The organism is Thalassospiraceae bacterium LMO-JJ14, assembly GCA_021555105.2.
Lineage (GTDB): Bacteria > Pseudomonadota > Alphaproteobacteria > Rhodospirillales > Casp-alpha2 > UBA4479.
The window spans coordinates 33,086-43,923 of sequence record CP134604.1; the positions used below are offsets into that span (position 1 = coordinate 33,086).

The window sequence follows — 10,838 nt, forward strand, 5'->3', positions numbered from 1 at the left end:
AATTAATCGCCGCTCAGATGCAGCACCATGCTGCGGGTATGCGGTCGGGTGCGGTGTTCGAAAAGATATACCCCCTGCCAGGTGCCGAGCACGGGACGTCCGTCGGTAACGGGTATGCTCAGCGACACGTCCGTGAGAGCGCTGCGGATATGCGCCGGCATGTCGTCGGGGCCCTCGGCGGTGTGGCGGTAAAGCGACGGGTCCTCGGCAACCAACCGGGAGAAGAACACGTTCAGGTCATGGATCACATCCGGGTCTGCATTTTCCTGGATCGTCAGCGACGCCGAGGTATGGCGGCAATAAACCGTCAGCAACCCGGTGGCGATGCCGCTCCCGGCACAGAACGCGACCGCATCGCGGGTGAACTCGTACAATCCCTGTCCGGCGGTCGAAATCCTCAGCTGGGTTTGTGCGTGCGCCATGCAATTCTGTTAGCATTCCCCGGACCATTTGCAAACGCGAGGCTTGCCCGATGCGCATCCGACAAGGCCCCCTGCCCGGCACCGCCGCCGACGATATCACACGCGGCGTGCAACGCCTGATGACCGAACTGGGGCTGGCGCCGCTGCTCGAATTCCGCCTCACCAACAAGCGCCGCGTCGATGTCGCGGCGCTCGACCTGAACGGCCGGTTCACCGTGATCGAGATCAAAAGCTCACTTGCCGACTTTCGCTCGGACGGCAAATGGCAGGAATACCTGCCGTTCAGCGATTTTTTTTATTTCGCGGTAAACCCGGATTTTCCGCAGCAGCACCTGCCCGATGACGCCGGCCTGATCGTCGCCGACCCTTACGGCGCAACGATCCTCCGCCCGGCCTTGGAAACCCCAATGAACGGCAACCGTCGGCGCACGCAAACTCTCAGATTTGCACGCACCGCCGCCAGCCGCCTGACCGGGCAGAGCGACCCGGCGGTTTAGCGTTTCTCCGCTTACTCGGCGGCCTGGGTTTACTTTTCGACCAGTTCGCCGAGACAGTCGTCCGACAACGCCTCGATCGGCGTGAAGTCACGGTGCGCGATCCATTCCTCGCGGTTGAAGGCGCGGATGTGATTGTCGACGTGACACAGCGACAGATAAACGATGGTCCGCCCGAACGGCGAAATGTTCGGCGGGCTGGCATGAACCAGCAGCGACGAGAACATCAGCATGCTGCCTGCCGGACCGGTCGGCGCAACGCAGCCGCCCTCGGCGGCAAGTTCCGACACTTTTTCACGGTCCAGCGTCCATAGCGGATAGCTGGTCGTTTCCAGATCGTGCCCGGCGTCGACGACGCCCTGCTTGTGGCTACCCGGAATGAACAGCAGCGGGCCGTTCGCCGCCGTGACGTCGTCCAGGAACACGGCGATGTTCATGGCGCGCGGTTCCGGCATCTCGTCATCGCGCTTCCATGTGCCGTAATCCTGATGCCACTGCCAGACGGCGCCATCGAAGGCCGCCTTGGCATTGACCTTGTACTGATGCATGTAAAGCGGACCATCCAACACCTGCGATACCGGCTCGATCAGGCGCGGATGCGCGCCAAGGCGGCGGAACGCTTCGTTGTACTTGTGCGCGGCAAAGGCGGTCCGCGCGACGCCGTTAGATTCACGCCAGACCTCTTTGCGATCCAGGGCGTAAATGGCCTCGGCCTCGCGTTTCAGCAGCGCCGCTTCCTCGGGCGAGAACATGCCCGGGAAAAACAGATAGCCGTCCTGATCGAACTGCTTCAGTTCCTGTTCCGACAATTGCATTGGATCGTCCTCCTGAAACGGCACTGCGGTGCGGACCGCAAGTCCGGATTGTTCTTTGTTTTTTTACTGCATTTCGAATTCAGAGTTCAAATTATGCTATATCGCATGCGAGTCAAATCAGCCGATCCGGTGCAACCGTTGCCCATAGGCGTTGAGCCACGCTTCCGCCTGTTCCTCGTGCGGGGTCAGCGTGTTGACGAGGGCATGAAAGCGCGGGCCGTGATTGCGTTCGATGATGTGCGCGACTTCGTGCGCGACGATGAAATCGAACACGAAATCGGGCGCCAGTATCATTCGCCATGAAAAATTCAGCGAGCCGTCATGCGCGCACGAACCCCAGCGCGACGTGGTATCGCGCACCGTAACGCGGCCGACCCTGACGCCGAGCGCATCGGCTTTATCCAGCGCCAGGTCGGACAGCCGTTGCTTGGCTTCCTTTTTCAGCCAGTCGCCGAGCCTGCGCGCCAGATGATCGGCATCGCCGGACACACAGACGCGCCCCGCGTCCAGCCACACCCCGCGCCGGGCCTCGGGATGGTGTTCGATAAGATGATCGTCGCCGAGGATCGGGATGGTCCGGCCATGTTCGAACGGAATCCGTTCGGGGAGTTTTTCCAGCCGGCGCAAAAGCCACGCGGTCTGGCTGTGCAGGAAGCCGATCGCCTCGGCTTCCGACGCATGCCATGGCAGCGTCAGTTTGACGCCGTCTGTTTTCGGATCGACGCGCAGGATGATACGCCGCGCCTGACGGTTCCTGCGCATCGTGACCGGCACGGGGCGGCCCTCGAGATCAAAGCTGAATTCCTTGCTTTGTCTGCGGGCCGCCAATGTGCTGGATCAGGCCGCCGCCGGGATCGGCGTGCCGACGGCGTCAAAGGCCTCGAACAGGGCGGCGCGATCCGCGTCCGACAACGGCACGAACGGCGGGCGCAGGTTTTCCCAGCCGGCATTGCCGGTATTGCGTGCCGTCAGGGCCTTCAGGGCCGGCGGCAGTGGATAGCCGGAAACCGCTTTGCGCATGGCGCTCAGGGTTTCATGAGCGGCCAGAACATCGGCGGATTCGCCTTCAGCGACCCAGCCGTTATAAACCGTCCCGTTCAGGAAGGACGACACGTTGGCCGCCGCCGTGATGCACCCGGCACCGCCGCGTTTCAACAGCGGCAGCATCAGATCGTCGGCCCCCGAGAACACGGCGAAGCCCGGGAATTTTTCCGCCGCACCGGCCATGTTCTCGAACACGCCGGAGCTGTCCTTCATACCGACGACGGTCTGCGGGTACGCCTTCAGCAGCATTTCGATCAGGTCATAGGTGATCGGCACACCCGACATCTGCGGGAAGTGATACAGGTAAATTTTCAGCCGGTCGTCGGCGATGGTGTCGATGACCTCGGCAAAGGCATCGAACAGTCCCTGATCGCTCATGTTCTTGTAATAGAACGGCGGCAGCATCAGCACACCCTTGGCACCGGCGTTGATCGCGGCCTGCGTCAGATTGATGGTGTCGATAGCGGCGCAACAGCCGGTCCCCGGCATCAAAACGTCACCCGGAACACCGCGCGCGACGACGCCTTCGATAATCGAGATCCGCTCCTTGAGGCCGAAGGAATTCGCCTCGCCCGTGGTGCCGAGCACGGCAAGCCCGTCGCAACCGTTGGCGAGCAGCCATTTGCAGTGTTCCGCCATGAGATCGAGATCGGGCGAACGGTCTTCCTTGACCGCGGTGACGACGGCGCTGAAAACGCCTTTATAGGGTGACTGGCTCAACGTGGGTTCCTCCAACGGCTTTGATTCTTCAATTCAACAAGATTCATCATCAATGGGCTTTATCTGGCCTCACTTGGGCCAGTCTACAACATAATCTTCCATGTCTTCGACATCTCGCTCGGACACGATCCGCCCGAACACCGAGATTCCGGCTTCGATCACCGTATCGGTGGTCCCGGAAATCAGCGGGTGCCACCATTCCAGGTCCTTGCCTTCGGCAAGACGGCGGTAAGCGCACGACATCGGCAACCACGGTATCGCGCCGACGTTCTGCGGCGTCAGTCGGCGGCAATCGGGCACAAACCGCTGACGATCCTCATAACTCGTACAACGGCAGGTGTCGAGATCAAGCAGGCGGCAGGCGGCATTGGTATAGAGAATCTCGCCGGTATCCTCGTTTTCGAGCTTGTTGAGACAGCATTTGCCGCACCCGTCGCAGAGCGATTCCCATTCCGGTCCGCTCATTTCGTTAAGCGCCTTGCGCTTCCAGAACGGCACTTCATCCGTGCCGGCCTTTTTCTTTCCGCGAAATCCGATCATGCGCCGTCCGCCCGCTCGAGATCGATCAGATGGATGAACGAACCGACGACGCGGCGGTCGGCCAGCCCGGTCTCGCCCAATTCGCGGCCGCTCGCATCCTCGGCGCGGAACAACGGCAGGCCGGGGCCTTCCTCGACGACCGTTGCGAAGTGAAACTCGTGGCCGCGAAAGCGTGTCCTGGCCCCGCCCAGCGGACCGGCCTTGGAAAGCGTGACGCGGCGATAGCCGATATGCAGGCGCCGGGTGGCGAAACTGGTTTCCAGCGGCAGCAACCCGGCCATCGGGTGGCGCCGCCCCTCGGCATCGGTCAGACCGTGGCCCAGCACCATGTACCCGCCGCATTCCCCGAAGATCGGCTTCGAGGCGTCTGCCGCCTGTTGCAGACCGTCCATGAAGTCCCAATTCGCCGAAATCCGCCCGGCGTGCAGTTCCGGATAGCCGCCCGGGAGATAGATCGCATTTGCTTTCGGATCCGGGGCCTGGTTGGTGAGCGGCGAGAAAAAGCTGATTTCCGAGCCTGCCGCACGCCAGCCTTCAAGGACGGCGGGATAGGCAAAGGCAAAGGCATCGTCGCGGGCCACCGAAATACGCTGCCCCAGCGGCGGGATCAGCAGCGGTGCGTCGGATTTCGGGCGCACCGGCCACGGCCGCATGGTGCGGCGCAGGGCGGCAATATCCAGGTGCTCACCGATCCAGTCGGCGGCCTTGTCGAGAAACGCCTCGAGCTGGGTATGTTCGCGCGCCTGTATCAGGCCAAGATGGCGGGATGGCAATTCGAGGCTTTCGTTGCGGGGTAGCGCACCGAAAATTTCCAGATCGGGGGCGATCCGCTTCATGGCGTCCGTCAATATCTCCACGTGCCGGGCGCCGCCGACACGGTTGAAAATGACGCCGGCGATATCGACGCCCTTGCGGTGCGCGGCAAACCCCTTGGCCAGCACGGCGGCGCTCGCCGCCTGCTTCGATGCATCGATCACAAGAATCACCGGCCAGCCGGTGATTTCCGCCAGCGCGGCAGTCGAACCGTCGTGGATATCGTCGCTCGGCACGGCGCCATCGAACAGGCCCATGACCCCTTCACAGACGATGTCGTCGGCCTTTGCCGCCATGTCGCCCGCCAATTCCTCCAGGGTTTCCGCGCGCATCGCCCATGGATCGAGGTTACGGCACGGCCGGTTGGTCGCCGCCGTGTGAAATGCCGGGTCGATATAGTCCGGCCCGGTTTTCGCCGAAATCACGTCGATCCCGGTTTCGCGGAGATGCCGAAGAAGGCCGAGCGTGATCAGGGTCTTGCCCGCGCCAGAAGACGGTGCGGCGATGATCAGGCCGCTGCCGGGAACGCCCGATAATCTGCGGGCTGTCACAGAAGCTTCCCGATCCTCTCGGCCATCGCCTGAGGTTCGGTGCCGTGCGAAAAATGAGTGATCAGTTTCCCGTCCGGCCCCACCAGATAAATAATCGAAGTGTGATCGACGAGGTAATCCTGCGCATCGCTGCTCTCAGGTTCGTTGATCCGGAAATAGACTCTGTATTCACGCGTCACGGTCTTGATCTGCTCTTCGCTGCCGGTCAGGCCGATCGTGCGCGGATGAAAAAAGGATACATATTCGGCCAGATGCTCGGGCGTATCGCGGCCCGGATCGACACTGATGAACACCGGCGTGATCTTGGCGGCCTTTTCCTCGCCCAGCATGTCCAGTGCACTGGCGATGTCGCTGAGCGCCGTCGGGCAGACATCGGGGCAATAGGTATAACCGAAATAAATCAGCAAATAGCGGCCGAGGAAGTCCTTGTCGGTAACGGTTTTGCCGTTCTGATCGACCAGCGTGAAAGGGCCGCCGACCGACGGGCCGCTGCTGCTGAGCAAGCTGCCGGTGCCGCCGCGCTTGTCGAAATATTCCGTGCCGGCAAGCACGATCACAAAGGCGACGACGACAATCCCGACCAGCAGCAGCAAAAGCTTGCCGCCGGACTTCTTTTTCGGCTTTTCCGCTGCCGCTTCGGGCTCTATCGGGTCCAGCACATTGGGCATTTCCGGCGTCTGTCCGGGCCCGGCATCGGGTTCTTTTTTATCGTCGGCCATAATACTTCCAGTCCTTGCGTGCGCGCCCGCCAATCATACGAGGATGCGGCATATCATCAAGTCCGCTTGCGTGCGCCAGACGTTGGCGCAGGCTCCTGTTCGGCCTACACTCGGGCGCATGACAACGCAACCGGCAAACAATGCGCCCGCGCGCAAACCCGCACGCAAACCCGAAGGTGAATTGCGCCGCGGCTGGACCACGGGCACCTGCGCCGCGGCCGGCGCGGCGGCGGCGTTCCGCGCGCTGCTGGAAAACCGGGCGCAAAGCAGCGTCACCGTGCGCCTGCCGAAGGGCGAAGCGCCGACGTTCGCACTCAGCCGTTGCGAACGGACGCAGGAAGGCTGGCGCTGTGGTGTCATCAAGGATGCGGGTGATGACCCCGACGTCACGCACGGCGCCGAAATCATTACCGAAGTCCATCCCCTGAATCCGGGTGACGGGATCGTCTTCAAGGCCGGCGACGGGGTCGGCACGGTGACGCTTGCAGGTTTGCCCGTCCCGGTCGGCGAACCGGCCATCAATCCGGGACCGCGTGCCATCATTACCGACGCAGTTAACGCCGTCGCCGAGGAAATGGATGCGTTATGCGATCTGCAAATCACGATCTCCATTCCGGGCGGCGCGCAAATCGCCGAAAAGACCATGAACCCGCGCCTCGGCATCAAGGGGGGGCTGAGCATTCTCGGCACCACCGGCATCGTCATACCGTTTTCCTGCGCATCGTGGATCAATTCGATCCATCGCGGCATCGACGTCGCCCGCCTGCAGGGGATCGATCACCTGATCGCCGCCACCGGGTCGACATCCGAAGCCGCCGCCATGCGCGACCATCCGGAACTGCCGGAACAGGCCTTCATCGACATGGGCGACTTCGCCGGCGGCCTTTTGAAGTACCTGCGCCGTCACCCCGCGCCGAAACTTTCCATCGTCGGCGGTGCGGCCAAGCTCGCCAAGCTGGCACAGGGCCATCTCGATCTGCACTCCAAACGGTCCTCGGTCGATATGCAGAAGCTCGCCGAAACCGCGCTCGAACACGGCGCCGACGCGCCCCTCGCCAATGCGATATCGAAGGCCAACACCACCATGGAAGCGCTCGAGCTGTGCAACAAGGCCGGCATTCCGCTGGCCGACGCCATCGCCCGGGGTGCGCGGGAAACCGCCATGGCTTCGCTGGCCGGCGAAACGGAAATCCGCGTCGTCGTCTATGACCGTGCCGGCAATCCGGCCGGCACCAGCGAGCGTGGCCACGAAGCATGTCCGTGAAGACCCTCGTCATCCTGGGCGGCACCGCAGAGGCCAGAAAGCTCGCCGACGCGCTGGTCGACAAACACGGCGACGCCTTGCGGGTCATCACCTCGCTGGCCGGGCGCACGAAAAACCCGAAGCACCCGAAAGGCGAGGTCCGCAACGGCGGCTTCGGCGGCGCCCGGGGACTGGCAGATTATCTGCGCGACGTCGGCGCCACGCTGCTGATCGACGCCACGCACCCCTATGCGCAGCAAATCACCCGCCACGCCGCCGAGGCCAGCGACATAGCCGGGGTGGCGCGCCTTGTGCTCGACCGCCCAGCGTGGACGGAACAGCCCGGCGACCGCTGGATCCATGTCCCGAGCCTCGACGCGGCGGTGCGTGAAATTTCCCGGAAATCCGATGCCTGCCTGATCACCACCGGCGTCAACGACCTTGCCGCCTTTGCCCCGATCCGCACGAGCAAACTGTTCGTGCGGCTGATCGAAAAGCCGCAAACGCCGCTGCCCCTCGGCGACGCGGAAATCGTCATCGGCACACCGCCCTATATTAAAGACGACGAGACGGCGCTGATGCGTCTACTCGGAATCGATCTGATGGTCACCAAGAATGCCGGCGGCGCGGCCACCTATGCCAAGATCGAGGCGGCACGCGCACTCGGCATTGAGGTCATTATGATCGACCGCCCACCCTTGCCCGGCGGCGATACCGTCGCCGATGTCGAAGCGGCGCTGGCCCGCGCCGAGGCACTTTTGGGTTAGTCGCCGACGTCGGGATGCCGCGTCCGGTCGATCGGCAGAAACTGCTCACCCAGCATGATCGACGCCACCGCATCCCTTGCCTGTTCCAGATCGAGCCCGTGCGCGGCGATGCTGTCCGCCGCCTCGGCAACGATGGCATCGACATCCTGCATGGCTTTCAGCCGCTTGAAGATATCTTCGTGGCGGATGCCGATGCTGGCACCGATCAGTTCCATGTAGTTGACGATCTCGAACGGCCACGCGGTTTCGTGCGATGAAATTTCACGGTGATCGGCATGGAACACGCTGCACAGTGTCGTCACGCCGGCCTTTTCGGCAGCGTGCAGGACGCGCGCAATGGTTTCCTCGCGATACCCCGGCAGGGTCTCCAGCGACGACATCTGATAACCGGCCCGTTCCAGATCCAGATCGACCAGTTCAAGCCCGGGGATCGCCCGCAGCAGGTTTTGCACCGCGTCACTTACGCCGCGCGCGCCGGGGAACTCGAACAGCGCGACTTTCTTTTCGACCGGCGCCGTCATCAGCGTTTTCATCTCGTCGAGACGGCGCGCCATATAGACCGGGAACATGTTGATGTCGAACATCGGCCCGTCGGCTTTCTCGACCGACGGCAGGGCGATGTCGCCGAACTGGATTTGGCAGGTCGGACACCATGCCAGCACCTCGGCGGCGCCCGTTTCGTGAAACCGCTGAATCGTCGTCAGCGCCTGCCTCGCGGCGTTGTCCGTATCGCCGGGGCGAAACTGCAGCACGCCGCAGCAATTGCCGGGGCCGCCGTAGACCTCGTAGGTCGCGCCCAGCTTGTCGAGCACGTCCAGACACAGAAGGCCGATATGCGGCGTCTTCAATAAATTGCAGCCGGTATAGAAAACCAGATCGGGGGCGCGTTCCGGTGCCGCGCGTTTCGCCGGCGGATTAAGCCGCGCCAGCACGTCCGGCGAAAGCTGCAGGCGTGACAGCAGGCGCACGCCCCGGCTCATCGCCTGGAACATTTCCCGCCCGGTGCCGCGGCGCTCGTCCATCGCGCCCCGCTCGTTGAGGCGGCGGCGCGCCATGGTCAACATGAAGCGCGGATCGATCCCCTCGGCGCAGGCGTCGATGCAATGCGCCGTACCGCAGCACGTTCTGGCCCATACTTCGGCTTCGGAAAGATGCGCGTCCCCCTTGAGGATATCGATAATCCCACCGGCCAGCGCTTGCGCAGGCGTCTCGCCGATCCCGGCCAGTAACGGTGTCGGACAGACCTCGGCGCATTTGCCGCACACCGTGCAGGCATCGACGATGCCGTCGATGCGGCGATCCAGATCGGCGATAAAGCTCTCAACGGTTGTGCGCATGGCGGCCTCCATCGTGAAGCCACGCTATGGGGTCCGCTGAAAAGCGTCAATCAAGCCATTGTTATGGCAACATTTTCAGCTAGCCGTGCGCGGGCGCAGGACGTGATGATGGTCCTCGGCATAGAGCCTGGAATCCTCGAACGTTTCCGGTCCCATGACACGGCCGACCATGATCAGCGCCGTACGGGTGATGCCCGCCGCCTTCACCTTGTCGCGGATATCCGAAAGCGTGCCTTCGATGAACATCTCGTCCGGCCATGTCACACGATAGGCGACGACGACCGGGCAGTCGGCGCCGTAATGCGGGATCAGGCTGCGCTGCACATGCGCCAGGTTATTGACGGAAAGATGGATCGCCAACGTCGCGCCGCTCTTGCCCAGCGTGTCGAGGTCTTCGCCCGTCGGCATCGACGACGAGCGCACGGCGGTCCGGGTCAGGATCACCGTCTGCGCCACGTCGGGCAGTGTCAGTTCCTTTTTCAACGCCGCCGAAACCGCCGCATAGGCGGACACGCCCGGCGTCACGTCGTAATCGATGCCGAGGGCGTCGAGCCTGCGCATCTGCTCGGCAACCGCACCGTACAGCGACGGGTCGCCCGAATGCACTCTGGCCACGTCTTTGCCGGCGGCAGCGGCTTTCTGCATTTCCTCGACGATCTGGTCGAGATGCATCGGCGCCGTGTCCATCACCAGCGCATCCGGATGCGCCTCGGCGATGATCGCTTCGGGCACCAGCGAGCCGGCGTAGAGCACCACGGGGGCGGCCTGAATAAGCTTCAGACCGCGCACCGTGATCAGGTCGGCGGCGCCCGGTCCGGCACCGATGAAATGAACGGTCATTGGCCTCTGATCACCCCTTCGAGGACATCGAGAATGAGGTCCGTGCCCTTTTGCACCAGAAGCACGTCATCGTCGACAACGACCCGCTCGACATTTTTCGGCAGCTTACCGAGCCTGTCTTCAAGATCGGGTGGCAGGTCGCCCTTCATCAGACCCGGCGGCAGCTGATTGCCGCGCTTGGCAAGACCCGGCGGCAACTGGGCGCGCTTGGCCAGACCCGGCGGCAGGCCGTTGCCGCGGCCCTTGCCGCTGGCGCCCTTGCCCTTGTTGCCCTTGTCTTTTTTCTTGGCTTTGTCTTTCTTGCCGTTCTTGTCCTTGTCGTCATCGTCGTCATCACCGGTCCGCTTCGCACCCGGAACCTTGTCGTAATATTCCTTGATGACACGCCTTTCCGCTTCCTTGAAGACGATGTCGGCAAGATCGCCGAGAACGCTTCCGGCGTTCGTTCCCTGCGCCGGCGGTGTCGACTGTGCGTGCACCTGCGTCGCGGCAAAAATACCCAACAGGGCCAAAATCAGAACTCTCATGATGTT

The 10,838-nt window shown here is 62.9% G+C and carries 13 protein-coding genes; 3 read left to right on the plus strand and 10 right to left on the minus strand.

The window, feature by feature from the left end; genetic code table 11:
• Positions 1-2: 2 nt before the first annotated feature.
• The gene (locus L2D14_00155) at positions 3-422 is read right to left on the minus strand and encodes a secondary thiamine-phosphate synthase enzyme YjbQ (protein ID WNJ99855.1); all 420 of its coding nucleotides are present in this window, start codon (positions 420-422) and stop codon (positions 3-5) included.
• 50 nt (positions 423-472) lie between these two features.
• Between L2D14_00155 and L2D14_00160 the strand changes: the two genes are divergently transcribed.
• Positions 473-919: an MmcB family DNA repair protein gene (locus L2D14_00160; GenBank protein ID WNJ99856.1), complete on the plus strand. Its 447-nt coding sequence runs from the start codon at positions 473-475 to the stop codon at positions 917-919.
• Positions 920-948: 29 nt separating this feature from the next.
• Here the strand turns inward: L2D14_00160 and L2D14_00165 are convergent, their stop codons facing one another.
• The 6 genes from L2D14_00165 to L2D14_00190 all read right to left on the minus strand — a co-directional run bounded on the left by L2D14_00165 (position 949) and on the right by L2D14_00190 (position 6,118).
• On the minus strand, positions 949-1,731 hold the full coding sequence (locus L2D14_00165) for a phytanoyl-CoA dioxygenase family protein (GenBank protein ID WNJ99857.1): 783 nt from the start codon (positions 1,729-1,731) through the stop codon (positions 949-951).
• 117 nt (positions 1,732-1,848) lie between these two features.
• On the minus strand, positions 1,849-2,559 hold the full coding sequence (locus L2D14_00170) for a SprT family zinc-dependent metalloprotease (GenBank protein WNJ99858.1): 711 nt from the start codon (positions 2,557-2,559) through the stop codon (positions 1,849-1,851).
• Positions 2,560-2,568: 9 nt separating this feature from the next.
• Positions 2,569-3,495: a dihydrodipicolinate synthase family protein gene (locus L2D14_00175; protein ID WNJ99859.1), complete on the minus strand. Its 927-nt coding sequence runs from the start codon at positions 3,493-3,495 to the stop codon at positions 2,569-2,571.
• A 69-nt stretch (positions 3,496-3,564) separates the two neighbouring features.
• A complete protein-coding gene (locus tag L2D14_00180) occupies positions 3,565-4,035 on the minus strand; it encodes a YcgN family cysteine cluster protein (protein WNJ99860.1) in 471 nt (156 codons plus the stop codon).
• Entirely contained in the window at positions 4,032-5,399 is a 1,368-nt protein-coding gene (locus tag L2D14_00185; protein WNJ99861.1) for a cobyrinate a,c-diamide synthase, read from the minus strand. Before L2D14_00185 ends, L2D14_00180 begins: the two co-directional genes overlap by 4 nt.
• Positions 5,396-6,118: an SCO family protein gene (locus L2D14_00190; protein WNJ99862.1), complete on the minus strand. Its 723-nt coding sequence runs from the start codon at positions 6,116-6,118 to the stop codon at positions 5,396-5,398. The genes L2D14_00185 and L2D14_00190 overlap by 4 nt, the downstream gene beginning before the upstream one ends.
• Positions 6,119-6,236: 118 nt before the next feature.
• Between L2D14_00190 and L2D14_00195 the strand changes: the two genes are divergently transcribed.
• A complete protein-coding gene (locus L2D14_00195; GenBank protein ID WNJ99863.1) occupies positions 6,237-7,382 on the plus strand; it encodes a cobalt-precorrin-5B (C(1))-methyltransferase in 1,146 nt (381 codons plus the stop codon).
• Positions 7,373-8,128 (plus strand): cobalt-precorrin-6A reductase, encoded by a 756-nt coding sequence (locus L2D14_00200; protein ID WNJ99864.1) that lies wholly within the window; start codon positions 7,373-7,375, stop codon positions 8,126-8,128. Before L2D14_00195 ends, L2D14_00200 begins: the two co-directional genes overlap by 10 nt.
• Here the strand turns inward: L2D14_00200 and L2D14_00205 are convergent.
• The 3 genes from L2D14_00205 to L2D14_00215 form a co-directional block, all read right to left on the minus strand.
• Entirely contained in the window at positions 8,125-9,465 is a 1,341-nt protein-coding gene (locus tag L2D14_00205; protein ID WNJ99865.1) for a (Fe-S)-binding protein, read from the minus strand. The genes L2D14_00200 and L2D14_00205 overlap by 4 nt on opposite strands.
• 75 nt (positions 9,466-9,540) lie before the next feature.
• Positions 9,541-10,305 carry a precorrin-4 C(11)-methyltransferase gene (gene cobM, locus L2D14_00210; protein ID WNJ99866.1) on the minus strand — a complete coding sequence of 255 codons (765 nt, stop codon included), beginning with the start codon at positions 10,303-10,305 and terminating at the stop codon, positions 9,541-9,543.
• Complete coding sequence (locus L2D14_00215) at positions 10,302-10,832, minus strand: hypothetical protein (GenBank protein WNJ99867.1); 531 nt, start codon at positions 10,830-10,832, stop codon at positions 10,302-10,304. The genes cobM and L2D14_00215 overlap by 4 nt, the downstream gene beginning before the upstream one ends.
• Positions 10,833-10,838 lie beyond the last annotated feature (6 nt).

Coding starts and splice junctions, on each gene's coding strand:
- L2D14_00200 (WNJ99864.1), top strand. CDS start 7,373: ATGTCCGTGAAGACCCTCGTCATCCTGGGCGGCACCGCAGAGGCCAGA.
- L2D14_00190 (WNJ99862.1), bottom strand. CDS start 6,118: ATGGCCGACGATAAAAAAGAACCCGATGCCGGGCCCGGACAGACGCCG.
- L2D14_00160 (WNJ99856.1), top strand. CDS start 473: ATGCGCATCCGACAAGGCCCCCTGCCCGGCACCGCCGCCGACGATATC.
- L2D14_00195 (WNJ99863.1), top strand. CDS start 6,237: ATGACAACGCAACCGGCAAACAATGCGCCCGCGCGCAAACCCGCACGC.
- cobM (WNJ99866.1), bottom strand. CDS start 10,305: ATGACCGTTCATTTCATCGGTGCCGGACCGGGCGCCGCCGACCTGATC.
- L2D14_00180 (WNJ99860.1), bottom strand. CDS start 4,035: ATGATCGGATTTCGCGGAAAGAAAAAGGCCGGCACGGATGAAGTGCCG.
- L2D14_00205 (WNJ99865.1), bottom strand. CDS start 9,465: ATGCGCACAACCGTTGAGAGCTTTATCGCCGATCTGGATCGCCGCATC.
- L2D14_00155 (WNJ99855.1), bottom strand. CDS start 422: ATGGCGCACGCACAAACCCAGCTGAGGATTTCGACCGCCGGACAGGGA.
- L2D14_00215 (WNJ99867.1), bottom strand. CDS start 10,832: ATGAGAGTTCTGATTTTGGCCCTGTTGGGTATTTTTGCCGCGACGCAG.
- L2D14_00165 (WNJ99857.1), bottom strand. CDS start 1,731: ATGCAATTGTCGGAACAGGAACTGAAGCAGTTCGATCAGGACGGCTAT.